16 protein-coding genes and 1 pseudogene are annotated in these 25,436 nt (G+C 41.1%); 5 read left to right on the forward strand and 12 right to left on the reverse strand.

Annotated elements, in window-relative coordinates; translation table 11 throughout:
* Nucleotides 1-39 precede the first annotated feature (39 nt).
* The gene (locus AXI57_RS19745; RefSeq protein ID WP_061671058.1) at nucleotides 40-2,907 is read right to left on the reverse strand and encodes an AAA domain-containing protein; all 2,868 of its coding nucleotides are present in this window, start codon (nucleotides 2,905-2,907) and stop codon (nucleotides 40-42) included.
* Between the two features lie 878 nt (nucleotides 2,908-3,785).
* Here AXI57_RS19745 and AXI57_RS19750 point away from each other — a divergent pair.
* On the forward strand, nucleotides 3,786-4,361 hold the full coding sequence (locus tag AXI57_RS19750) for a hypothetical protein (protein WP_061671059.1): 576 nt from the start codon (nucleotides 3,786-3,788) through the stop codon (nucleotides 4,359-4,361).
* Between the two features lie 650 nt (nucleotides 4,362-5,011).
* Here the strand turns inward: AXI57_RS19750 and AXI57_RS22245 are convergent.
* Both AXI57_RS22245 and AXI57_RS19765 read right to left on the reverse strand, forming a co-directional pair.
* A pseudogene (locus AXI57_RS22245) lies at nucleotides 5,012-6,394 on the reverse strand (reverse transcriptase domain-containing protein).
* Nucleotides 6,395-6,401: 7 nt separating this feature from the next.
* Nucleotides 6,402-7,274 carry an SLATT domain-containing protein gene (locus AXI57_RS19765; RefSeq protein ID WP_061671062.1) on the reverse strand — a complete coding sequence of 291 codons (873 nt, stop codon included), beginning with the start codon at nucleotides 7,272-7,274 and terminating at the stop codon, nucleotides 6,402-6,404.
* 565 nt (nucleotides 7,275-7,839) lie between these two features.
* Between AXI57_RS19765 and AXI57_RS19770 the strand changes: the two genes are divergently transcribed.
* On the forward strand, nucleotides 7,840-8,139 hold the full coding sequence (locus tag AXI57_RS19770) for a hypothetical protein (protein ID WP_061671063.1): 300 nt from the start codon (nucleotides 7,840-7,842) through the stop codon (nucleotides 8,137-8,139).
* A 43-nt stretch (nucleotides 8,140-8,182) separates the two neighbouring features.
* On the opposite strand, the gene rlmD is transcribed toward AXI57_RS19770, so the two are convergent.
* The 3 genes from rlmD to AXI57_RS19785 form a co-directional block, all read right to left on the reverse strand.
* A complete protein-coding gene (gene rlmD, locus AXI57_RS19775) occupies nucleotides 8,183-9,568 on the reverse strand; it encodes a 23S rRNA (uracil(1939)-C(5))-methyltransferase RlmD (RefSeq protein WP_061671064.1) in 1,386 nt (461 codons plus the stop codon).
* A 55-nt stretch (nucleotides 9,569-9,623) separates the two neighbouring features.
* On the reverse strand, nucleotides 9,624-10,535 hold the full coding sequence (locus tag AXI57_RS19780) for a diacylglycerol kinase (protein ID WP_003328434.1): 912 nt from the start codon (nucleotides 10,533-10,535) through the stop codon (nucleotides 9,624-9,626).
* Nucleotides 10,536-10,709: 174 nt separating this feature from the next.
* Nucleotides 10,710-13,874: an efflux RND transporter permease subunit gene (locus AXI57_RS19785; protein WP_061671065.1), complete on the reverse strand. Its 3,165-nt coding sequence runs from the start codon at nucleotides 13,872-13,874 to the stop codon at nucleotides 10,710-10,712.
* 129 nt (nucleotides 13,875-14,003) lie between these two features.
* On the opposite strand from AXI57_RS19785, the gene AXI57_RS19790 reads away from it, so the two are divergent.
* Nucleotides 14,004-14,861, forward strand: a complete 858-nt coding sequence (locus AXI57_RS19790; RefSeq protein WP_061671066.1) for a TetR/AcrR family transcriptional regulator — start codon at nucleotides 14,004-14,006, stop codon at nucleotides 14,859-14,861.
* Nucleotides 14,862-14,896: 35 nt separating this feature from the next.
* On the opposite strand, the gene gatB is transcribed toward AXI57_RS19790, so the two are convergent.
* The 3 genes from gatB to gatC are packed head-to-tail and all read right to left on the reverse strand — an operon-like array spanning nucleotide 14,897 to nucleotide 18,104.
* Entirely contained in the window at nucleotides 14,897-16,327 is a 1,431-nt protein-coding gene (gatB, locus tag AXI57_RS19795) for an Asp-tRNA(Asn)/Glu-tRNA(Gln) amidotransferase subunit GatB (protein ID WP_003328438.1), read from the reverse strand.
* Nucleotides 16,328-16,340: 13 nt separating this feature from the next.
* Nucleotides 16,341-17,798 (reverse strand): Asp-tRNA(Asn)/Glu-tRNA(Gln) amidotransferase subunit GatA, encoded by a 1,458-nt coding sequence (gene gatA / locus AXI57_RS19800; protein ID WP_010787848.1) that lies wholly within the window; start codon nucleotides 17,796-17,798, stop codon nucleotides 16,341-16,343.
* Nucleotides 17,799-17,813: 15 nt separating this feature from the next.
* Entirely contained in the window at nucleotides 17,814-18,104 is a 291-nt protein-coding gene (gene gatC / locus AXI57_RS19805; RefSeq protein WP_003328442.1) for an Asp-tRNA(Asn)/Glu-tRNA(Gln) amidotransferase subunit GatC, read from the reverse strand.
* A gap of 415 nt (nucleotides 18,105-18,519) precedes the next feature.
* Between gatC and putP the strand changes: the two genes are divergently transcribed.
* Together putP and AXI57_RS19815 are read left to right on the forward strand one after the other, a co-directional pair.
* Nucleotides 18,520-19,998 carry a sodium/proline symporter PutP gene (putP, locus tag AXI57_RS19810; RefSeq protein ID WP_003328443.1) on the forward strand — a complete coding sequence of 493 codons (1,479 nt, stop codon included), beginning with the start codon at nucleotides 18,520-18,522 and terminating at the stop codon, nucleotides 19,996-19,998.
* A gap of 116 nt (nucleotides 19,999-20,114) precedes the next feature.
* On the forward strand, nucleotides 20,115-20,813 hold the full coding sequence (locus tag AXI57_RS19815; protein WP_087941823.1) for an MgtC/SapB family protein: 699 nt from the start codon (nucleotides 20,115-20,117) through the stop codon (nucleotides 20,811-20,813).
* A gap of 82 nt (nucleotides 20,814-20,895) precedes the next feature.
* On the opposite strand, the gene AXI57_RS19820 is transcribed toward AXI57_RS19815, so the two are convergent.
* The 3 genes from AXI57_RS19820 to ligA all read right to left on the reverse strand — a co-directional run bounded on the left by AXI57_RS19820 (nucleotide 20,896) and on the right by ligA (nucleotide 25,414).
* Entirely contained in the window at nucleotides 20,896-21,897 is a 1,002-nt protein-coding gene (locus AXI57_RS19820) for a phosphotransferase enzyme family protein (RefSeq protein WP_061671067.1), read from the reverse strand.
* A 301-nt stretch (nucleotides 21,898-22,198) separates the two neighbouring features.
* Entirely contained in the window at nucleotides 22,199-23,347 is a 1,149-nt protein-coding gene (locus AXI57_RS19825; protein ID WP_087941827.1) for a CamS family sex pheromone protein, read from the reverse strand.
* 60 nt (nucleotides 23,348-23,407) lie between these two features.
* Entirely contained in the window at nucleotides 23,408-25,414 is a 2,007-nt protein-coding gene (gene ligA, locus AXI57_RS19830; protein WP_061671068.1) for an NAD-dependent DNA ligase LigA, read from the reverse strand.
* Between the last annotated feature and the right edge of the window lie 22 nt (nucleotides 25,415-25,436).

Here is a 25,436-nt window from a genome sequence, read left to right on the forward strand (position 1 = left end):
ATGGTTTCCCTGGAATAAATTATAAAAAACTTCCTATTTCTAAGCATGAACAATATTATATTCCAAAAGCATTCTCTTTAATAACCCGCTAGGCTTACTAACACTATCCGATAAACAATTGATATCTCCCATGATTATAAAGCTATCCTTTGCGCGCGATACAGCAACATTTAAAAGGCTTTTATTAGCATCTATAAAGAAACACCCATCATTTTTCCCATAAACTGTGGACATGATGATGATTTTTCTTTCTCCGCCTTGAAATGTATGAACTGTTCCTACATCAACATATTTTTTTACCGCAGGAGATAATGCTTGTTTAATAATCCCAACTTGCATTTTAAACGGGGTAATAATTCCAATTAGACTTTTCTGATTTTCTCCTTTATAGGCGTTACAGATATCATTAAAATTCCGGTTAATCCACCCTGCAATTGCCTCGGCCTCTACTTTATTATAACGGCTCCCTGCTTTCTTGCTAGAATGGTTAGAATCAACTTGTATGTGACCAAAAGGCGGGATTAATAAGCGATTAATTCGGTTTTTCTCATCATTACTTGCCTTACCTCTCATTGGTTCAAGGTTCCCTTTGTATACTAGCTTGTTGCAATAATCAATGATTTCGTCGTAACAGCGTCTATGTTCACTTAAAAACAGACCACGTTCTTTATATTTTTCATATTTACTGCTTTTACATGCTACTCTCATAACGCTTGATTCTGATGTATTTAGCCCAAGCTCGCGAAGCCTATCAAACTCCTCGATTGTTTCTATAACACAATTTGATAGAGCTAATGATACGTCTAACGACTGATTGATATTCCATACGGGTTCGATTTGATGAACATCACCAACGACGACCGCCCGTTTCGCAAGCGAAAAAGAGCATGCTGCAATCTCAGGAGTAACTTGTCCAGCTTCGTCAACGATTAATAAATCGATGTCATTATACATAAAGTGTTCTTTTCCATTATCATAGGCAAGAGAAAATTTAGGTAGCTGATAGAACGTCATGACAAAACAGGGCGCCAGCATCCTCATATTTAAATGGAACTGCTTCAGAACATTTTTGAAATTTTTCCCTTTCTGCTTCTCAGTCAGTCTTTTCTCCCTTAGCCACCTGCATTCAAAATAATGAATCGCCAGCCAAAATGAAGCATATTTAATGCTTATATCTAATCTTTCGTTCATATTATCTAAAGAGTGTACTGTTTTATGCTCATGTACAGAAATTTGCATTTTGTCTAGACTGTTTATCATGTTATTATATCTTTGATTTAATTTACTGATGGATTGATAAACGTTATCTATTTGTTGCATCTTTTCTCTTGTCTCTTGGGCTTTAAGGTTATAAATAGAGACAATATCGTCAACGCTCATTGATTCATTTAGAAAACTTTCATTTTGCCCTATAAAATAACGAACATGACTTTGGATTTTCCTTTTAATGAAAGGCAGAAAGGAAAAACATCGAACAACAAGAGGTATTTTAGAAAAATGAACAGTCCACTCTTCGATTCTAGCTTGTATTGTTTGAAATGATTCTTCAGCTTTTCTTTTTTCATCTAATAAATAATTATGGTATGTATCGATAGATCCTTTTTGAGGCGCAATACGTTCATATTCTTGGAATATTGATAATAACTTTTGTCTAACCTTTTCTATCGTTGATAATCGATTCCAAATTGATCGCTCGCACTGTCCTATGTTTGTATGATGTGTTCCAAAATAACGGTTACATTCATCTATCATCTTTTTTGTTGAACGCTCTACATTCTCTTCACTTTCTACCTCGTCAAAAAAGTTCTCTCCTTTTGAATTTGTATATTGAAACCCTTTTTCCTTTGCCTCTTTCTCTTTCGTTACTGATGGAAAATAAACGGCAAAACTGCTTACTCCTTCAATCCATCTGCATTCTAAATTAGTAGTTTGCCATATGGGTTTAATTTGACTAAATGATTCAATGATATTTGTCACAGCCTGATTATTTGTTGATGAGGCGACAATGAGAGGCGGTTCTGTCTTCTTTAACGCCTTTTGTACATATAAATTTGCTACTAATGATTGGAGTAATGTGGTTTTCCCTGTACCCGGAGGGCCATTAACAGCAAGAATATCCCCCTCTTCCATGTGATTAAAATGGTTTAGACATTCCCTTTGAGACGGAGATAAAGGGTACTCTCCACCCATCTGCCCAACGTGCATTTTCATTTCCGAAAGCCCATTTGGGATAAGAGGAGTTATAGTTTCAGCTTGTTGTTTGATAAAACGATTGTAAAGAGGAAGGTGATTCGTCTGGTTTGCTAAAAGATGATCATACAATTTTAAAATATGTCCCGTAGCATTTATCACATTATCCTTGATAACATAAACGTTTTGTTCCAGTTCAATACCTTTTACTGAGAGAGAGGTAAATTCAGTATCTGTTACAGTCTCATACATATCTTTTGCAAAACCAACATAATCATTCCAATTCAGATTTCTTTTCAATCTTTGAAAATGATTGCTCATAAATTCATCGAACTCATCTAAGTGACCAACAGCCAAGTCTTGATCAATAATAGGATAAAGATGTTCTCTCGGAATCCATGGATATTTATCTTCAGATGGATAAAGCACACCACTAGAAGATAAAATCGCTGGAATATATAGAATCCCGCTCATTTCCTCTTGATTCACATCAACCTTTTGCTGGCCATTAAAAATTGTTTTAATCGTCTTTGCAATAATGATAATATTTAATTTATCTCCCTGACGATTTGATAGGGTTTGAAAATCCTCTTTCTTAAGTTTGCCTTTATAAATACTATTTAAATCAGTTATCGTGAAAAGTATGTTTTTGAAGTTGATTTTCAGATCCGCAGCTACGCTATCTCTGAAGTACTTTGTTATATGATGGGCTGTCATTCTGTTCCTCCCGATGCATATGCATTCTTTGGTAATAATATATATTTAAAACAATTATATCCTATATATATATAGGAATAAAGAACTTGATTAAACTAAAAAGAGGTTCTAGTAAGGTAATGAAGGTTGAAAATAAGATATCATTTCTAAAGGCTAATAAAATGTTAATATAAATAACTGTAGAACTAATTTTATTTCACGACCAGCTAGAACTCTTTATCTGGTTAATCAAAACAGGAGCACCCTATCTTAAGGATGAGTTGCTAATCAAATCCAAATAACCATGAAATGATTAAAAAATAATTAACAGAATCATAGACCCTATTAAAAAGATACGAAGACGCGAAAGACTTTATCCAACATTCATCCGAGGCACAATTCGAAGAAGGCTTTTCTAAAATAAACAACAAATTAGAACTTTGACAAAAGCATCTCTAGAATCAGCTAACGACTACATGAAATCCTATGCTCATGGAAATGCATAAAACAGAAAAGCTGTTAAAATAGCATGATGAAACTGGTAAGTCGTAATAACCGCAATCCCAAATTCAAAAATTGAGATTGGCTAACCTCCACAAAAACAAATATAACGCGAAACACCCAAACTCCCTTTTGCGGACTGCACCGAAAAATTTTTTTGCGGTCTCTCAACCCCTTCCTATTAAATTTCAGTATTGATAAAATTTACATAATTAGTTGTTCTGTATTTGGGGATAATTTTTAATAGATGGAATCAGGACAATGAAGGTCAAGGGTTTAAATACCTTTTGTCCTCTTTTTTTGTGCCTAAAATGGTATTGAAAAATCGGCATAAAAGGGAATCGCTGCTTTTGCTATTTTAATTGAATGGTATAATGAGTAAAAAGGGGGCATAATATTTGGATATTTTACTTGCTATATTTCAATTAGCTTTGTTGTTCGCTGGCTGGTTTCTATATACATATGTGAAGAAGTTACCAGACCAAGTACATGCTAAGAATCTAAAGGCTTTTGAACTCGATCTAAATAAACAGTTAGAAGAGTTTAGGAATCAATTAACAACAGATTTAGAGTTAATGAAGATAAACGAATCTCAGCTACATATTCATAAAACACAAGAATTTTCTAAGTTAGTCGAAGTTCTGTTAATCAGCTTAACGGACAAGGACTATGTAAGAAAATTAGGTTCAGACAAGAGAATACAAAAAGAACATAACAAAAAAATGTTAGACTTAGGAACAAAATTATTCTTTTTCGCCTCAGACGAAACTGTAAAGAAATTCGTGGAATGGCGCAAGTATTCTTTAACCGTTGACACTCCTCAATATGAAGCAAAACAGGTAATAATTATTCTAGCTGAACTAATAGTTTTAATAAGAAAAGATTTAGGATATAGCCAAACTGAGTGTACTAAAGATGACTTTTTACACATTATGCTTACAGATTGGGATAGATATAAAACTCTAGAAGGATAACTAATTGTTGTCCTTTTTTTGTGTATGAAAAAGCTATAGAAAATTGCCGAAAAATTTTTGAAGCTACTTTACTTTATATAGATCACTATTTCCTTAACCACAACTTTCCATAAACTTCCATCAAATGTTTTCACAACGGTGTGTATATTATCCATATACCAGACGACCCCCGACAGACCCCCTGCCTCTCCCTATATACCCCCTTGTGCCCTTATAGATTGCCATTGATCTATAGTAACTGATCTTTCTATAGTGTGGTTAGTCCCTGTTCTTCTTTCGTTCTGTTGTCTTGTCCTTGCCTCGTGTCCTGTCCTTGTCCTTTCCTTGCCATGTGTGCTGTGGCTGTGCCTGTGTGCCTTCCTATGTGTCTCTATATGCCCCCCTTGCTGTTACCTACTATCTATAGTGGCTGTGTGTGCCTTATAGAGGTAGTGCTATATAGGTGCTGTGCTAATAGTGAGGTGTGTTTCTATTAGGCTGTTTTTAGGGACCCCTATAGGGTAATTTTTAGACCCCCTACCCCCCTTTTATTTTGAATGATTGAAAACCAGCCTTGTTATTCTGTATGAACCCCCCCTCAAACAAATGTGGTGAGTTTTGATTTTTGTAATAAAAAAACGACCCCAATATATGAGATCGATAATTTATAGTCACGAGAAATCTTGAACATCCTGTTCTAACAATTTTATTGGTTTATAAACCTTTGCATAATAGAATCGTTCTATTTGATCATCAGTTTTAAGAGATCTTTCTTTTACATTAAACGTATCTATCAATAAGAATCTTTTTTCATCAATTGAAAGGATATCAGGGCGATGGATATATTTAGTCCTTGATCTATTGTAAATGATTTCATAATAGGTCTTTACGAAATTTTTTATCTCTAACCCCTTAAAATTCTGTTTAAGTTTAAAGTCGTCGATCATTTTTTTCACAAACCAATCAAAGTGATAAAAAACATTTATATCGTCTATTTGGGAATAGAAGAAAACCCAACCATACTTTTTTTCTTTCTCGGAAGTTCCATTTACTTTATTACTAATTGAACCAGTTATCTTGTTGTTCAAATAAAAAATAAACTCTCTCGGTGAAATATTATTTGAATGACTGTATCGAGAAAACATGTCAACAATAGATTTTTCAAACTTTAATTTTGTAGACTTCTTTATAGTTAAACCAATATCTCCTGTTGACTTTAACTTTTCAATTCTATAACCTAAAAAATCATAGCCAACAAGGTCTAATCTTCCCTCACTACATTTCCCTTTATTCAATTTCAATTTATGTTCTTCTTCAATTTCCTTAAAGATATCATTTTTGATATTAGGTATATCTTTTACATTACATAAAATCAGGATATCATCAACATATCTGTAATATCGTAATCTTTTTTTCATTTTGTATTTTTTGTCCATATCTTGAAAATATACTTCTGCTAAAACATTTGAAATAGACAATCCTTGCGGGACACCTACACAGTTTGAATATAAGCTGTCCTCTTTTGAATGATTTTTGGATACTGTTGGCGTTCTAATTGCATTTAAAATTAAATTCTATACGAGAGGTGTTCTAATCTTTTTAGATAATTTCTTGTCTAAATTACTATGATTTATATTATCGTAAAAGTTCTTTATGTCGATTTTAATAAACGAGTCAAAGTTCTTTAACTCGTTTTTCATGTCTCCAATTACTGTTTGAACCAATGGTTGTTCAATTGAAAACGATTCTTGAATTATTTTGTGTAGTCCTTTAAGAACTATTTTATCTCTAATAGTCGGAATAGATATTACTCTAGGAAAGCTACTTTTAGATTTGATAAATAACTTTTCCCTATATGCTGTATATTTGTATGTACCATTAAAGACTTTTCTGTTAATTATACCTAAATGTAAATCCACTTTTTTGTCGAATACTCTCTTTACCATTCTATCTATTCCAGAGACAGTATTATAATGTATTGTTTTCTCATACAGGTCTTTTAAATTTTCTGTTTTATATAGTACTTTAAAATGTTTATAAGCTGGTAATGACATTTACATTTCACTTCCATACAAACAATATTATTAGTGCAACAATCGGAATAATGAATAATGAAAATTTTATAATACCTTTAACAAATTTATACTTATAATAGGCTATTTGATCATCAAGTGAGTTTAACTTTTTGTTGTTTCTTAAATAAACTAATCGGTCTGCAAAGCTATGATTATCAGTTTTTTCTAAGATATGATTGTACTCTTTTTTAATTTCGTTAAACTTAGTTAGTCTATTTTCATAACCTAAATCCTGGAGTATAAGATCCTGACATTGACTTTCAATTCTTGTTAAATCTAAGTAACATTGCTTATAGGAAATTGCCTTTTCTTTATAACCGTATAAGGAAACAAAAAGTGATATTCCAAATAAAGCTACTGAGGAAATCACTGTTAGAACTGATATCCTATCAATTATTCCTTGATCAGTAATTACAAGCCCTAAAATGGATAAGGACAATACAATTAAGGTATAAAAATTAACAACGAATAGTGAAAAAATGTTGTTATTATTCATGCGTGCCTCTGATTCCATCCTAGTTTTCTTTGTAACCCATACTCTATGATCTTTAAAATATGTTATTTCAGCTAAGAGACCTTTTTCCTTATCTGAACTTTCCTCAGTGGTTAATTCAATCAATAACTCTTTAATTTCATTTAAAACTTTGGAATCTTGATTTTCCGAATTACTTTTATTTTGAAATAACCTTCTGACCTCACTTAAAAGAACACTATCTATGCTTCCAGTGCTTTTTTCTTCTTCGGTATTCTTTTCAATATCAGGCTGGGTAGTTTCATCAAAAACCATTTTTGGTTCTTCACCTATTCCAGCATCACTTGTTTCACTGTTTTTTTCCCTTGTTTCAGTTGCTTGTACCAATGTATTCACCTCTTAAATAGAGTGAGTAAGGTCTCCGATGGTTTGGATGGAATATTCCCGTAGGAATCACTATAGATACATAGATATGTACCATTGATTAGAACACCTCATGAGGTCACTAGGTTGGAAACCTTACTCTCTTTAAATATCTCATACCCTGCACATTTTTACAATATTATCAAGATATTAGATGGGAACATTGCCGTAGTAATACAGAAAAGAGACATTCAAAGGGTATACCTCTAAATGCCTCTTATTAAGATATTTATTAAATTAAATCTGAAACCAACGTCCACCTGTCATAGAATTTAGAGACGTTATACTCTAGATCACGAACCTCTACATACCTGCCATTTCTATACTGAAAGTAAAAATGGTATAGGTCTGAGTTATCGCTGCGTTTGCCCCTGATAAAGTCTATTAACTCGTCTGATGTAAAAAAGAAGGTGTAAAACTCTAAAAGGGGCTCTGACGTTTTTTATATCGATGGACAAAGTTTATGATTATCACTGCCACTACGAATTAAACAGAATAAAAGATTTAAAAAACAAGATGGGTGGAAGCAATGTATAACCAATTAAGAGAAATTGTAAACCTCTTAGAAAAAATAAATAACAATGGTCAAACAAATATACTGCCTGTTGAAGAATTCAAAGAACAACAAGACAATCTAAATGATTTATCTGTATTATTAACCGATATGGACAAACTTCTAAAGAAGAGTAAACACATTGATCTTAACAATGTTCAAGATGTTGATAAACTTCTGTTCGAAATCCACAAAATGATGACCTCACTTGAATGGCATATATCAGAAATTAGTGATTTAAATATAAAATTGCTAAAGAAAAACATGGAAACTTAAGCCTTTTCTTTAACAATTAAAAAAAGCAACCCCCACAAAGAGGTTAGTTGCCTTTTCTAAGTTCCAGCACAGCCACACACTCCACATGATTCGTATGCGGAAACATATCCACAGGCTGCACTTCATGCGTCGCATACCCGCCATCCTCAAGCACCCGCAAATCCCTCGCCAGCGTGCCAGGATTACAGGACACATACACCACCCGCTTCGGTTTCATCTCCACAATCGTGCGCAGGAGGGCTTCGTCGCAGCCTTTTCTCGGCGGGTCGACGACTAGCGTATCGGCCGTAATTCCTTCTTCATACCACTTTGGAATCACAGTCTCCGCTTCTCCAACCGCGAACTCTGCGTTTGTGATGCCGTTCAGCTCAGCGTTTCTTTTCGCATCCTCAATTGCTTCCGGCACAATCTCTACGCCGTACACTTTTTTCGCCTGCTTCGCCAAAAACAATGAAATCGTGCCGATGCCGCAATAGGCGTCAATCACCGTTTCTTCGCCTTTCAGCTGAGCATACTCTAGCGCTTTGTCGTACAGCACTTTTGTCTGCTCCGGGTTGACCTGGTAGAACGATCTGGCGGAGATGGCGAATTTGATGTCTCCGATGAGGTCATAGATGTATTCTTCTCCCCAGATGACGTTTGTTTCGTTGCCGAAGATGACGTTTGTTTTGTTTGGATTGATGTTTTGCACGATTGATTTGACGTGCGGGAACGCTGCTGTGATGTCTTCGATGATTTTCGCTTTGTGCGGGAAGTCGTTTGTTCTTGTGATGAAGACGATCATCATTTCACCTGTAACGACACCGTATCTGACCATGATATGGCGTAGCCAGCCTTTGTGGCGTTCTTCGTTGTAGGATTTGACACCGTATGTTGCGCAAATGTTTTTGACGGCTTGGACGGCTTCGTCGTTTTTGGATTGCTGGATCAGGCAGGCGCTCATGTCGATGATATCATGGCTGCGCTGCTGATAGAATCCGGCGACGAGTCCGCCTTCCCGTTCTCCTACCGGCACCTGTGCTTTGTTTCTGTAGTTCCAAGGGTCTTCCATGCCGAGTGTCGGGTGCACGGTGACGTTGGACAGGTCCAGCTTGCCGATCCGTTCTAAGACGTCTTTGACTTGTTTCTGTTTAAACAAGAGCTGGCCTTCGTAGGTCATGTGCTGGAGCTGGCAGCCGCCGCATTGTTTGTAGATCAGGCATGGGGCGTCGGTTCTGTGCGGGCTTTCTTCCTTCAACTCGATCAGGCGGCCGAAGGCAAAGCCTTTTTTGACGCGCGTGACTTTGATTTGGGCTTTTTCCTCCGGCAGGGCGTTTGGCACGAAGATCGGGAAGCCCTGCACCTTTGCGACGCCCGCTCCTTCGTGGGTCAAATCCTCAAATGTCACGTCGTAGTATTCGTTTTTTTCTACTGGGGGTTTCATTTTCATATATGTTCACCTCTTCTAATAAGCAAGAAAAACTTGGCCGCCTAGAGACCAAGTTTTAATCATCCAGCTGTTCCGCTTTCTCTTTCGGCATGACCACGTGGATGTGGCGGTACAAATTCACGAATTCGCCCGGCAGCATCCCGCCGTATTCGCCGTCCAAATTGAGCTGCATCTTTTCAGATACATTGATTTTGACGCGGTTCGCTTTCGTATAAATAATATGCTGATCATTAATGTGCTCGCCGCGGAGCGCCAAACTTGCGACTCTGATAAATTCTGCGAGGTTGGCTTTCTTTAATATAATCAGGTCAAACATTCCGTCATTCAGGCTGGAATCTGGGGCAAGCTTTTCAAAGCCGCCGACTGAGTTTGTCAGCGTGACTAAGAACAGCATGATTTCGCCATGAAACAGCTTGCCGTCATATTCAATCTCGACTTCTGTCGGACGAAGCGAAGGCAGCATTTCCATCCCTTTTAAATAATAAGCAAGCTGGCCGAGCATTGTTTTCAGTTTGCTCGGAACATCATACGATAATTCGGTCAATCGCCCTCCGCCGGCAATATTAATGAAATACTGTCCGTTGACAAGTCCGATATCAATCGGGCGGGCCACGCCTTCAATGACGGTGTCCGCCGCTTTCAAAATATCTTCTCTCGGTATGCCGAGCGCTCTGGCAAAGTCGTTTGTTGTGCCGACTGGAATGATGCCGAGTGTCGGGCGGCGGTCTAATGGCGCCAGTCCGTTAACGACCTCGTTAATCGTTCCGTCCCCGCCTGCCGCGATAATCAGGTCAAATTCCCGCAGCGCCGCTTCTTTTGCGGCATGGGTCGCGTCTCCCGCGCATGTCGTGGCATGGGTGGAGGTTTCATAGCCGGCTTGTTCAAATTTTTGAAGGACCTGGGCAAGATTTTTCTTAAAAAGCTCCCGTCCCGAAGTCGGATTGTATATAATTCGCGCACGTTTCATTATCTCATCATCCTACTTAAGAGTATCCGATCCATTTTTACACTAACAACCTTTAATTATACTATGAGTTATAAAAATCGCAACAAAATGAACAGGATTTGGCAGAAGAAAATGGGCCGATACGTAAAAAAAGCCCCAGCCCCCCTATCAGGAGCTAAGACTTTTTTTATGATCTTACTCTTCTTCCATGCCCGGCTTTTTCCGTCGGAACTTCGCCAATACTTCATATACAATCGGCACGATCAGAAGTGTAAGAAGGGTCGAACTGATTAAACCGCCGATAACGGTAACGCCGAGGCCTTTTGAGATGACCTGGCTTCCGCCTTCGAATCCAAGCGCCAACGGAATCAAAGCCCCGATTGTCGCGATGGCTGTCATCAGGATCGGACGGAGTCGTGTAGAGCCCGCTTCCAAGAGCGCTTCTCTCGTAGATAATCCTTCCGCTTCCTTATGAATCACCCGGTCAATTAAGACAATTGCGTTTGTGACAACGATACCGATCAGCATCAGCATACCGATCATCGCGTTCAGACTGATTGTCTCTCCGGATACATACAGACCGACTAATGCGCCGATTACTGTAAACGGCAGTGAGAACAGAATCGCAAACGGCGCCAATGCTCCGCCGAACGTAATCACCAGTACAAGATACACGATCGCAATGGCAGCAAGCATCGCTAAACCAAGCTTCGTAAAGGAATCAGCAATATCTGCCGAAACCCCGCCTGTATCAACTGATACATTATCAGGCAGCTCAAGCTTATCAACTTTCTTTTGCACAGCCGCAGAAATGCTTGTGACATTATCTGATGTTACTTCTCCTGTCACATCCGCATATACCTTGCCGTCCCGTTTGGAGACTGTATCAGATGTTGTGCCTTCTTTTACTTTTGCCACATCGCCGATCTTCACTTCTTTGCCGGTGGCTGATGTTATCTTTTTATTTTCTAAATCTTTGACGCTCTTATACTCGTCTTTTTCTGTTTTAATGTTGACATCAAGCTCTTTACCGTCTTTTTTGACAGTTGTCAGCGGAGCCTGTGATGTTTCTGACATTAACGCTTGAGAAATTTGGGAAGCTGTTAATCCCAGTTTGCTTAACTTCTCTTGGTCGGCCACAAATGTGTACTCATCATATGTGCTGGAAAGGCCTGAATTTACGTTTTTAAGATCTTTTTGATCTTTCATGATCTTTTCAATGTCTTTTACAGTGCCTTTAATATCACTCTCTGAATCTCCGTACACATAATAGGTTAATTCATTGTTATTTCCGGATGAACTGAAATCCTGTGATTTCCATTCTCCCCGGTCGGATTGTTTCTTAATTTCTTTGAGCACGTTATCCTTCTCTTTATCAAAAGCAGGAGTATCATCTTCATACTTCACATAGAACAACGCACCATTTGAATTTCCGCCGGCCAGTGGATTTTCAGAGCCCAATGAATATTGAACCGTATCCACATGTTTGCGATCTAATAGGATTTTTTCAGCCTTTTCTGCTTCATCTTCTGCTTCACTTTTTGTTTCACCAGGCTCAGGGCTGTAAGTGATCTGCATTGTTTTTTCTGAGTCTGAAGGCAGGTAGCTGGCCCCGATTAACGGTACGAGGAACAAACTTCCGAGCAACATCAGAACAGCAATGATAGACGTAATCCATTTGTGGCTCAATGACCAGTTCAGGACTTTTTTATAGAAGTTTGCCAGTCTGCCCGGCTTATGTTCCTTCGCCTTCACCGGAGCTCCTGATAACGATTTTTTGAACAGGCTGTGTGCGAGCATCGGCACAAGCGTGATCGAAATCAACAGGGATGCGGCAAGCGCAAATACGATCGTCAATGCGAACGGCATAAACAGTTCACCGATTTGGCCGCCTACCAATGCGAGCGGCAGGAATACCGCAATTGTCACAATTGTTGATGACATAATCGGTTTAAACATTTCTTTTGTCGCTTCACGAACCAAGGCTTTTCCGCGTAACGGTTCGTCCTTGAGCCTCATGCGGCGGTAGATGTTCTCGATCACAACGATGGAATCATCGACAACCCGTCCGATCGCAACCGTCATCGCACCAAGGGTCATAATATTTAATGTAATATCAAGCTGATTCAGCGCAAGAAGCGCGATTAATAGTGATAATGGAATCGAAACGACAGAAATTAGCGTTGATTTAATATCTCTCAAGAATAAGAGGATAATCACAATCGCAAAAATCGCACCGAATACCGCTTTGCTTAACATTGTATCGACTGATTCTGTAATCGGTTCTGCCATATCAAGTGTTGAACTGTATTGGAAACCTTTATTGTCTTTTTTGTACTGCTTCAGTTCATCTTTGATCTGGTCGGCAACCTCTACAGTATTCGCATCATTAGCTTTGATGATGTTGATCCCGATACTGTCTTTTCCATTTGTGCGGGAAATAGATTCCGCTTTTCTTACATCTTTAATATCAGCAATGTCAGAGAGCTTAACCGTCGGCACATCTGTGCTTGCGCTTTGCTGTGCTTGGGAAGCCGCTTGTGCGCTCTGGGCTGCCGCTGCGGATGAGGCGCTGCTTGAACTTGCCGCTGCAGAAGATGCACTGCCAGAGCTTGCAGAAGCGGTCGGGATTCTCATATTCTTTAAATCTTTAATTGATTCAATATCGCCGCTTACGACAACTGATTTTTCTTGCTTTCCGAACGTGTACAGACCAAGCGGCGTCGTAACGTCAGAACCTTGGATCACTTGCTTGACTGTATCTTCATCAAGGCCGTAATCTTTCAGTTTGTCTTCTTTAAAAGAGAATTCAACTTCTTCAACCTGCTGTCCGGAAACTTGCACGGAAGCAACGCCTTCAGTGCCTTCAAGTTTAGGAACAAGGCCGTTTTCCACCTTTTTCGTCAGGTCTTCAAGTGAATCTTTGTCGCTTGATACACTGAGCGTAAGGATAGGAAATGAATTCATGCTGTAGCGTGAAATTTCCGGGTCCTTCGCATCATCAGGAAGGCTGGCGTTCTCTAACGCTTCAGCAGCCTCTGTTTTGGCTTTGTCCATATCCTTCTCATAGTCATATTCAATCATGACTGAGGATGCATTTTCATACGAAGTGGACGTGACAACGCTCACTCCGTCTACATTTTGCACCGCTTGCTCAATCGGCTTTGTCACCTCATCAGCCACTTGGCTTGGGGTGGCACCGGGATATGTAGTACTTATTGTAAGGTAAGGCATGTTAACGTCAGGAATGGATTCTTGTTTCATATTCAAACCCGCATAAAGGCCTGCCACAGTCACAATAATGGTCATCAGCCAAACTGCGAATTTGTTCTTAAGTATAAAGTTAATAATGTGGTTCATCGTATCCTCCATTACATTTTTATTGACTGACTGGTCATTCTATATAATACTAAACGGTATAGCGCAACATCGTCAACCAAAAAGACAGAAATTTTTCTAAATATTTCAAGGATTAAGGGGAAGCACGTCATGAATGAAAAAAAAGAGAAAATCATTAAAACCGGCATTCACCTGTTTGCAAAAAAAGGGTTTTCTTCAACAACGATACAGGAAATAGCCAGTGAATGCGGAATATCAAAAGGCGCGTTTTATTTACATTTTAAATCGAAAGAAGCGCTTCTTCTGTCTGCCTGTGAATATTACATCAGCATGTCCATGGACAATATGCAAAAGATAAAGGAAAAACATCACCATTTACCGCCTAAAGAAATCTTTAAAAAACAAATTACGCATCAATTACAAGAATTTCTTGAACATCGGGATTTCATTGTTTTACTGTTAAGCGAAAACGTCATTCCTGAAAATCAGAAACTGAAGCAATACTTCCATAACGCAAACATAGAGTTCAATAAACAATATCGCATGGCTCTCGTTTCCTCTTATGGAGATCGTATTGCACCGTTTTTATCGGATATATCCATAATGGCTCAAGGTATTGTGAACTCATATATTAATCTTTTGATTTTTAATGAACAAATCAAGCTTGATTTTGAACATCTTTCGCAGTTTATTATGGATAGGCTGGATGACCTCATTTATGGGCTTGTTCAATCAGGTAAGAAACCGATTCTTCCCGAAGAGATCTTTCGCGTCATACCAACGGACACGGAGCAAGTTCTGAAAGAAATACGGAAAGTAAAGGAAAACGGAGAATGGTCTGATGATCTAATGATTTCACTCGAGGTCTTAGAAGAGGAATTCTCTAAAGAAGAACCCCGCAAACCGATTATTAAAGGAATGCTTTCTAATTTAACGGCAAGCAATGACGAAGAAATTGCACAGCTTCACTCAATCATTTCCGGCTATATCTCTGAATGCTGGTCATAAATAAAAAAAGCCGCCCATCACAGGCGGCTTTTTTTTTATCGTTTTTTAATTTCGGCAAGCAAAATTTTGTTTACCATTGGCGGGTTCGCCTGGCCTTTTGACGCTTTCATGATTTGGCCGACGAGGAAACCGATCGCGCGGTCTTTCCCGTTTTTGAAATCCTCGATAGACTGAGGATTATTGTCTAACGCTTCAGTGACAAGCTTGAGAAGCGCGCCTTCGTCAGAAATTTGCACAAGGCCTTTTTCTTTGACGATCTTCTCTGCGTCGCCGCCTTTTTCAATCAATTCTTTAAACACTTTCTTCGCAATCTTGGAAGAAATCGTGCCTTTTTCAATTAATTGAATCATGCCCGCAAGCCCTTCAGGCGTAAGCGCGACATCGGCAAGCTCTTTTTGTTCCGCGTTCAGATAGGCTGACACTTCTCCCATCAGCCAGTTTGACGCTTGTTTTGCTTCCGCGCCTTTGGCAACCGTTTCTTCGAAGAAATCGGACATTTCCTTCGTCAGCGTAAGAACCTTGGCATCATACGCCGGAAGGCCGAGTTCGTCGATATAACGCTTGCGGCGTTCATCCGGGAGCTCAGGAATGCTTTCTTTTACACGCTGTTTCCAATCTTCATCAATATAAAGCTCGACAAGGTCAGGCTCAGGGAAGTAACGGTAATCATCTGAACCTTCTTTTACACGCATCAAGATGGTTTTCTTAGTCGATTCATCATAACGGCGTGTTTCCTGCTGAATCACACCGCCTGAAAGCAAGACTTGTTCTTGGCGGATTTCTTCGTGCTCAAGTCCTTTTTGGACAAACGCGAAGGAGTTCAGGTTTTTCAGCTCGGTTTTCGTTCCGAATTGCTCTTGGCCGATCGGACGAAGGGAAATGTTGGCGTCACAGCGCAGTGAGCCTTCTTCCATTTTACAGTCTGATACGCCGGTATATTGAATGATAGATTTTAGCTTTTCAAGATAAGCGTACGCTTCTTCCGGTGTGCGAATGTCCGGCTCAGAAACGATTTCGACAAGCGGTGTTCCCTGGCGGTTATAGTCTACAAGTGAATAGCCATCGCCTGTATGCGTCAGCTTCCCTGCATCTTCCTCCAGGTGAAGGCGGGTAATGCCGATTTTTTTCGTTTTGCCGCCGACTTCGATTTCAATCCAGCCGTTCTCGCCGATCGGCTTGTCAAATTGAGAAATTTGATAGGCCTTCGGGTTGTCAGGATAGAAATAGTTTTTCCGGTCAAACTTCGTATCTGTTGCAATTTCGCAGTTCAGCGCCATTGCCGCTTTCATCGCGAATTCAACCGCTTCTTTATTTAAAACAGGCAAAACGCCCGGATAGCCAAGGTCGATGACGCTTGTCTGCGTATTTGCCGCTGCGCCGAACGGCGTTGGAGAGCTTGAGAAAATTTTAGATTTCGTTTTTAACTCAACATGGACTTCAAGTCCGATTACCGTTTCAAAGTTCAATTCGTTTCACCCCTTACAGTTCAGGTTTTGCTTTATGATGGTCTGTTGCCTGCTCAAACGCATGGGCAACGCGGTATACAGTGCTTTCGTCAAAGTGTTTTCCGATAATTTGCAGGCCGAGCGGAAGTCCGTCCGCGAGTCCGCATGGCACGCTGATTCCCGGTACGCCCGCAAGGTTGACCGGAATTGTCAAAATATCGTTTGCGTACATTGTAAGCGGATCTTTCGTGTTTTCACCTAGTTTAAACGCAGGTGTCGGCGTAGTCGGTCCGACGATAACATCATATTTCTCAAATACGTCTTCGAAGTCTTTTTTAATGAGCGTCCGCACTTTTTGCGCTTTTTTGTAATAAGCGTCATAGTAGCCGGAACTTAGGGCAAACGTGCCAAGCATGATACGGCGTTTCACTTCATTGCCGAAGCCCTCTGAACGCGTTTGTTTATAAAGATCAAGAAGGTTGTCCGCATTGTCAGTGCGGTATCCGTAGCGGATGCCGTCAAAACGGGCAAGGTTCGCTGACGCTTCTGAAGAAGAAAGCAAGTAATACGTCGCAAGAGCGTATTTGCTGTGCGGAAGAGATACTTCTTCCCAAGTGGCGCCGAGTCCTTCAAGTACTTTCAAAGCAGCCAGAACAGATTCTTTCGCTTCTTTTCCGACGCCTTCTCCGAGATATTCTTTCGGAACGGCAATTTTTAAGCCTTTAATATCGCCAGTTAATGAAGAAAGAAAATCAGGAACATCCACATTTGCGCTTGTCGCATCCATTTTGTCTACGCCTGAAATGGCCTGCAGCAAGAACGCGTTATCTTCAACTGATCTTGTGATCGGCCCGATTTGATCTAATGAAGATGCAAATGCAACCAATCCGTAACGGGACACTCGTCCGTATGTAGGCTTCAGTCCGACAACTCCGCAGAAGGAAGCCGGCTGGCGGATGGAGCCGCCCGTGTCAGAACCAAGGGAAAACGGCACTTCGCCCGCAGCAACCGCCGCAGCAGAACCGCCGCTTGAGCCGCCCGGCACAGTATCCAGATTCCAAGGGTTTTTCGTCGGCTTAAACCCTGAGTTTTCAGTCGAAGAACCCATAGCGAATTCGTCCATGTTCAGCTTTCCGATCGTTACCGCTTCAGCATCCTGAAGGCGCTGAACGACAGTTGCGTCGTAAATCGGGTCGAAGTTTTCAAGAATTTTGCTTGAGCACGTTGTGCGAAGCCCTTTTGTTACGATATTATCTTTCACGCCGATCGGCATTCCGAATAGAAGGCCGTGCTCAGAACGGCTGTCAACCGCCTCGTCGAGTTCCTTCGCATACGCGCGCGCTTTTTCTTCATCAAGCTGCAAAAATGCCTGGACTTTTCCGTCCACTTCCTGAATCCGTTTATAAGATTGATCCACCAGATCAGAAATGCTGATCTCTTTTTTATGTATAAGCTGTTTTAATTCAGTTATTTTATGATCAAATAATGACATTCTGATATCCCTCCTCTAATCCAAGATTGATGGCACACGAATATAGCCGTCTTTATGGTCAGGAGCGTTTTTCATAACATCCTCAACCGGAAGACCTTTACCCGCTTCATCTTCTCTCATGACGTTTTTCATTTGCAGCACGTGAGTCGTAGGCTCCACATTGTCTGTGTCCACTTCGTTGAGCTCCTCGGCAAATGAAATAATGCTGTCAAGCTGTTCTGTGAACATTTCCGCTTCTTCATCTGTAATCGCAAGTCTCGCTAAGTGGGCGACGTGCTTTACTTCTTCTATTGAAATTCGTGACATATTATCCACCTCCACATATTTCCCCGATAAGTCATATAATACTGATCATATCAAAAACAAGCCCTTTAAAGCAACAAAACACGATATTTCCGCCTGATTGCAGCAGGCTGATTTCTATCTTATTCTATACTAAAAACAAACATAAGGAGCAATGAAATATTTTTCAGAATATTTTTACTTTAACCGATTTTAGTAAGCGTTTTCATCGTTATAACGGTGTATGTTGACTCAACATTCTCTTTTTATCCCTTGAAGTTTCATCGGTTGATTGATCGGGAATACTCTGATAGGTTAAGTTACCATAGCATACTGAATCCGTTCAGGTTTCCTTATGCTAGCGCCAGTAAAACTTAACTGGCACCATCAAAATCGAGAGGTGATGTCAAAATTAACAGGAAAGAAGAGAGGGTAAAACGTGAATATTGAACTTATCATATCTTTAGCAATTTACTTTGCAGCCATGCTTTTGATTGGATGGTATGCATTTAGAAAAACAACAAATATCAATGACTATATGCTCGGCGGAAGAGGACTCGGGCCATTTGTCACCGCACTGTCTGCCGGAGCCGCGGATATGAGCGCGTGGATGCTGATGGGGGTTCCCGGCGCCATGTTTGCAACCGGGCTTTCAACCTTATGGCTTGCACTCGGCTTAACGATTGGAGCTTATTCCAATTACTTGCTGCTTGCACCAAGGCTGCGTGCCTATACGGAAGTCGCTGATGATGCGATTACGATCCCTGATTTCTTTGATAAACGATTTCAGCATTCTTCATCTGTGTTGAAAATTGTTTCAGCCTTAATTATTATGGTCTTTTTCACACTGTATACATCTTCCGGGATGGTATCAGGAGGAAGACTGTTTGAATCTGCTTTTGGAGCGGATTATAAGTTAGGATTGTTTCTGACCACCGCTATTGTTGTATTATACACTCTGTTTGGCGGTTTCCTCGCTGTCAGTCTGACTGACTTTGTGCAAGGTGCGATTATGTTTACAGCACTAGTGCTTGTGCCGATCGTTGCTTTTACCCAGCTGGGGAGCGTTACAACAACTGTTGATCAAATTAACGCTGTGAACCCGATGCTTTTGGATGTTTTTAAAGGCGCGAGCGTCATTAGCATTATTTCTTATTTAGCGTGGGGCTTGGGATATTTCGGCCAGCCTCATATCATTGTCCGTTTTATGGCGATTAAAAATGTGAAAGATTTAAAGCCTGCGCGCAGAATCGGGATGAGCTGGATGGTCATTTCAGTTGTCGGCTCTTTACTTACAGGCTTAATCGGTGTCGCATATACGCATAAATTCGGAGTCGCTGTAAATGATCCGGAAACGATTTTCATTATTTTTTCTAAAATTTTGTTCCATCCATTTATCACGGGCTTTTTGCTATCAGCCATTTTAGCTGCGATTATGAGCTCTATTTCTTCCCAGCTTTTAGTGACAGCCAGTGCGATTACGGAAGATTTATACCGCTCGTTTTTCAGACGGGAAGCAACTGATAAAGAACTTGTAATGACAGGCCGTTTATCAGTATTGGTTGTGGCTGTGATTGCCATCCTGCTTTCCCTGAATCCGAACAGTACGATTCTTGACTTGGTCGGATACGCGTGGGCCGGATTTGGTTCAGCAATCGGACCGGCGATTCTTCTCAGTCTCTACTGGAAACGGATGAACGAAAGGGGCGCGCTTGCGGCTATGATCGTAGGGGCAGTCACCGTTCTCCTCTGGATTACAACGGGGCTTGCAAAATCAACAGGCGTGTTTGAGATCATTCCGGGGTTTTTCCTCAGTTTGATCGCCGGCGTTGTTGTCAGCCTTTTAACAAAAAAACCGGCGGATGCGTCATACAAGTTATTCAGCGATATGGAAAAGCTATTAAAACGCGGAAAATAACGAAGGAAGCCATCAGGTGTTGCACTTGATGGCTTTTGTACTCTTATGCACTTGTCCTGCTATAAATACTGTGAGAAAATCATATAAATTTAAGTACATCGAGAAGATAGGGGGATTTGCTGTTGGACTGGTATATAGAACCGGATATATTAGTGAAATTAGGCATCGCTACATTAATCGGCATGATCATCGGTCTTGAGCGGGAGTTGAAAAATAAACCCCTTGGGTTAAAGACCTGTATCGTGATCGCCGTTAGCTCATGTATGCTGACAATCGTCAGTATTAACGCCGCATACCATTTCCCCAAATTTTACCGCGTCATGATGGATCCTCTGCGTCTGCCCGCGCAAATCATCTCCGGGGTCGGCTTTATCGGTGCCGGTGTTATTCTAAGGAAAAGCAATGATGTCATTTCCGGTTTGACCACATCCGCCATGATTTGGGGAGCGGCCGGACTTGGTCTTGCCACCGGCGCAGGCTTCTATAAAGAAGCATTCGTCAGCCTCCTGTTCATTTTGATCAGCGTGGAGGTTTTGCCGTGGCTGATCAGAAAAATCGGACCGGACCGTTTGCAGGAAAAAGACATCCGCGTCCGCATGTCGCTTTCTGACAAAGAAAAGATGACAGAGATCCTCAAACAGATGAAGGGGAAAAACATTCGTATCCACTCCGTTCGGATTGATGATTTGCATGAAAAGGAGTTTCCGATTATGGAGGTCAAAATCCGGGTTCATAAAAACCGATATACGACAGACGTTTATTACGATATTAAAGCGATCGACGGCGTTGTCGGCGTGAAGTGCGATACTTTATAAAAGTCTTCAAGGTGCCTGATCTTGAAGGCTTTTTTATGCAAAAAAGAAACGCCGGCTCTTATATCAGCCGGCGCATTCCTTTTTAGTTCAGCTTAGAAAAATCAAATGGTGTGATCGGTGTTCTGTTTTCTATATCCTGTCTGAATCCGTTAAGCATTTCTTTTTCTTCTTGGCCTATCGTCTCAAGATCAAACGCCTGATGAAATAATCCGTAAATAATCATATGACGCAGACGGAGGAAATCAGGAATCTTTGTCAGCCACGCTGCATCAAGTTCATTTTTCTCGCGATACCCACTCAGAAAATGCCGCATAAATTCTTCTGTAAAAGCAGCTTTATCTTCGTATGGAATGACCGGATACCACAGAATGTTATAGAGGAGAATACTGATATCATTGACAAACCAATTGTAGCTGATATCGTCAAAGTCAAAGGTTGTGATTTTTCCGTTGTCCCAGTTGAAATTGCCATGGTGCAAATCAGCATGAACCAATCCATAATGGTCAGGGCCCTTCGGTAATTGGCGCAGCTTCTCCATTAAAGCGTCCGCCTGCTCGAATATCCTTTTTTGGTCTTGAGGAACATATTTTCTGAGTTTTAATTGCTCTTCTTCATCCCACTCTTGTCTCTTATATGCAGGATTACTTACTTGATAGCTTTTCGTCAGCCGATGCATTTCGCCTGTATATGTTCCAAGCTGATAAAATAATTTTCCATTCCAGTCCGCTTCCTCTACCTTATGGCCCGGCGCCTTTTCATAGACTCTTAGTAAAAATGCTCCGCCTGTTCCATCCGATACTTCTTCAACATCTTTTCCGTCTAATGACGGAATTGGCTTGGCAACGGAAAGCCCTCCTTTTGCAAGGTGATGAAGCCATTCCATTTCCCCAAAGATATATTGAGGAGATCTGCGGATCGTATGCGTGATTTTCAAAATAAAAGGTTCTTCATCCTTTATAAACTCGTACACGTAGTTTTCCGCGTCTCCGAGAAATTGGACTTGTGTTCGTTTAAACCCATATATGTTTGCGGCTTCTGCCAATACCTTATCTTCATTAAAAATCGCTTTTATATCTTTATGCATGCTGATTCTCCCTTTTCATCTATTTTCAAAGTTCCTTATGCGTGTTTTTTTCGAAAAAGTCAGAGCATCAACATACCACCTTTATTTTTTAATTCTTTAAACCACTTCAGAAAAAGGAGTTTTCCACATGTACATAAAGATATCGAATAAATGGATTCATTTTCTATTCCTCTTAAATCATAACATAATCACTTAATTCTTATATTGTAAATGTTTGAAAAATGAGTCATTTTAATAAAAAATAACCCTTAGCCACTGAAAACGTGATGTAAGGGTTATTTCGTTTATTCATATGTTTCGGTTAATCATAAATATGGACGGTTGGTTCGCTGTCTCCCGCATTGCGGAGGATAACGGCTTCCTGTCCGTCTGATGAGGTGATGTCAATTTCAACATCGAGCGAGTTCTTTGAGTAGTAGTCCATGACCTCTCCCGTTAAGTATTGCGTAAAGGCGACGACTTCGCTCTTTCCGTAAAACTGCATCGGGATTTCAATTTTCATTTTTTTCATGTCATCATTTTCATACATTGCCGTTCCGACAACGCCTGTGTAATTCGGGAAGTAGCTGTCAATTGCGTTTTTAAAGCGTGTAAACAGCTCCGCATCGTCCGGATACTTCTGCTTTGTCGAGTCATCTGCCGGGAAGAATACATATTTCTCTTTGACATCATCCCAGCTGCCGATATCGGTGGAGCCGGCTTTGACTTCGGTTTTGGCGATAAAGTTCCCCGGAACGATTGATGTTTTTGACGCCTGTTTATAAAGCGCGACCGTAATCGGAATGTTTTTCAGATTATCTTTTTTACGCAAACGGTTGATGACTTCCTGGGCGATTTTTTCGCCTTCCTTCCGAAGCGTTTTGTCATCAATTGTCACCTCTTGCTGAGGATCACCTGTTTTTTCCCTGTAGTAATAGACTGAGTTTAATGCGAGCCCGATCATTACGCCGCCAAGCTGAATGGAATTTTTATCTTTTCTGACTAAATAGTCATGTTCAAGCATTGTCGCCAAATAAACAGGACTGTTTTCATTCTTTTCTTTCGTTGAGCCGGAACTTGGCAGTACCGGATTAAGGCCCAGGTTTTCAAAGTCTTTATCTTCTTTTTCCGCTTTCTTCAGATCAGAGCCTTCTTTTTTGCGGGCCAGCCAGCTTAATACCGTATCTTCATCTAAGTATTGGCCCTCTTGGAACAAATAATCATCCGTCGAGAATGAATCTTGAGCGAGGCGCATAAGGCCCGTTTCAAATTCGTCAATATCCAGCCTTGTATTTAACCGCTCTGTTGTCAGGCCGCGTGCTTTTCCCGCTTTGAACGGAAGCACCATTTTATAATAGGAATCAGAGATATTGTATTTTGGTATAATCGCTTTTTCTGAGGATTTCTCAGTTTTTTGCGTAATCTCTTCCTCCTTATCCCCCCCAAAACTCGGCGAGCAGGAAGACAGCATTAACACTGCTGCCGAGGCTGCCGCCACTAGCAAAGACTTTTTCAATAGAAAACACTCCTCTTATTTCTTTAGCTCTCCCAATAACTGTTCTTCATTCCATACTTCAATGTTCAGCTCTTCCGCTTTTGTCAGCTTGCTTCCCGCCGCTTCTCCGGCGATGACCAAATCTGTGTTTTTGCTGACGCTGCCGGTAAGCTTTCCGCCGAGCGCCTCAATCTGCGCTTTGGCATCATTTCTTGACAGCTCTTCCAGCTTTCCGGTCAGGACAATTGTTTTGCCTGCGAAATAAGAATCACTGTCTTCCACTTTTACTTTTTTCGGGCCTTTGTAGAGTGTGTTTACACCAAGCTGTTCTAATTCATCCAGTAGCTCGAGCATTTCTTCTTTTTGGAAATATGTGATCACTGCATCAGCCATTTTTTCTCCGATTTCATCAATCGCAAGCAGCTCTTCTTTGTTCGCTTTTTTCAGATGATCCAAGCTTTCAAAGTGCATGGCAAGCGTTTTGGCGGCTTTTGAGCCGATAAAGCGGATGCCAAGGCCGAATAACAGACGCTCCAATGAGTTTTCCTTCGATTTTTGAATGGAGCTGATCAGGTTGTCGGTAGATTTTTCACCCATCCGTTCAAGCTGGATGACCCGTTCTTTCGTCAGCTTATACAAATCCGCCACATTGCGGACGAGTTTCTCTTGAAACAGCTGGGTGATCACACGCTCTCCCAGTCCGTCAATGTTCATGGCATTACGCGAGACAAAATGAATCAAGCCTTCCCTGATTTGCGCGGGACATTCAGGATTGATGCAGCGCAAGGCCACTTCTCCCTCGATGCGCACAAGCTCGCTTCCGCACTCCGGACAGGTTGTCGGCATGTTAAATTCTTTCTCTTGCCCTGTGCGCTGCTCAGTCAGTACATTCACGACTTCCGGGATAATGTCGCCCGCCTTTTTGATCACAACCTTATCAAGAATACGGATGTCTTTTTCCCTAATTAAATCTTCGTTATGAAGGGATGCTCTTTGGACGGTCGTACCCGCAACTTTTACAGGCTCAAGTACCGCAGTCGGCGTTATGACACCTGTTCTTCCGACGTTCAGTTCAATATCAAGCAGCGTTGTGACGACTTCTTCGGCAGGAAATTTATACGCAATGGCCCAGCGCGGGCTTTTCGCCGTAAAGCCTAACTCCTCCTGCTGATCAAGTGAGTCCACTTTTACTACGATGCCGTCGATTTCGTACGGCAGGTCTGCACGCTTGGCTTGCAGCTCTTCGATCATATCAATGACTTCATCTATGGTACCGCATTTTTTTCGTTCCTGGTTTGTCTTAAATCCGATCTCGTCGAGAAAATCAAGCCCCTGGCTTTGTGTATCCACACCCATTTCGTCAAGCTCCGCTATACTGTAGACGAAGATATCGAGATTTCGTTTCGCCGCAATTTTCGGATCGAGCTGTCTGAGTGATCCCGCGGCAGCGTTTCGCGGATTGGCGAATGGTTCTTCTTCTTTTTTCAGCCGTTCTTCATTCAGCGCTTCAAACGAACGCTTCGGCATGTAGGCTTCGCCGCGCACTTCTATGGAAAGATTACGTTTCATCTTCAGCGGGATATTGCGAATGGTCTTTAAATTCTCCGTAATATCCTCGCCCGTTGTTCCGTCTCCCCTTGTCGCGCCTCTGACAAAATAGCCGTCTTCATAACGGAGAGAAACAGCAAGACCGTCTATTTTCAGCTCCACATTGTACGCCACATCGTCTCCGACGGCCTGACGGACACGTCGGTCGAAATCACGCAGGTCCTCAGCATTAAAAGCGTTGCCGAGACTGAGCATCGGTGTGCCGTGACGCACTTTTTGAAAAGCGTCAATCACGGCGCCGCCAACACGCTGCGTGGGAGAATCCGGCGTTCTGAGATCCGGATGTTCTTCCTCTAAATCGAGAAGCTCCTGCATCAGTTTATCGTACTCAGAATCCGGAACGCTTGGCTCATCTAAGGTGTAATATTCATAGCTATACTGGTTGATTGTGCTGCGCAGGTCTTCTGCCCGGCGTTTCGCTGCTTCTTTGTCCATCAGATTCTTCCTTTCATCATTC

Source organism: Bacillus atrophaeus (assembly GCF_001584335.1).
Classification (GTDB): Bacteria; Bacillota; Bacilli; order Bacillales; family Bacillaceae; genus Bacillus; species Bacillus atrophaeus.

Coding starts and splice junctions, on each gene's coding strand:
- AXI57_RS19745 (WP_061671058.1), bottom strand. CDS start 2,907: ATGACAGCCCATCATATAACAAAGTACTTCAGAGATAGCGTAGCTGCG.
- AXI57_RS19770 (WP_061671063.1), top strand. CDS start 7,840: ATGTATAACCAATTAAGAGAAATTGTAAACCTCTTAGAAAAAATAAAT.
- rlmD (WP_061671064.1), bottom strand. CDS start 9,568: ATGAAAATGAAACCCCCAGTAGAAAAAAACGAATACTACGACGTGACA.
- AXI57_RS19780 (WP_003328434.1), bottom strand. CDS start 10,535: ATGAAACGTGCGCGAATTATATACAATCCGACTTCGGGACGGGAGCTT.
- AXI57_RS19785 (WP_061671065.1), bottom strand. CDS start 13,874: ATGAACCACATTATTAACTTTATACTTAAGAACAAATTCGCAGTTTGG.
- AXI57_RS19790 (WP_061671066.1), top strand. CDS start 14,004: ATGAATGAAAAAAAAGAGAAAATCATTAAAACCGGCATTCACCTGTTT.
- gatA (WP_010787848.1), bottom strand. CDS start 17,798: ATGTCATTATTTGATCATAAAATAACTGAATTAAAACAGCTTATACAT.
- gatC (WP_003328442.1), bottom strand. CDS start 18,104: ATGTCACGAATTTCAATAGAAGAAGTAAAGCACGTCGCCCACTTAGCG.
- AXI57_RS19820 (WP_061671067.1), bottom strand. CDS start 21,897: ATGCATAAAGATATAAAAGCGATTTTTAATGAAGATAAGGTATTGGCA.
- AXI57_RS19825 (WP_087941827.1), bottom strand. CDS start 23,347: ATGCTGTCTTCCTGCTCGCCGAGTTTTGGGGGGGATAAGGAGGAAGAG.
- ligA (WP_061671068.1), bottom strand. CDS start 25,414: ATGGACAAAGAAGCAGCGAAACGCCGGGCAGAAGACCTGCGCAGCACA.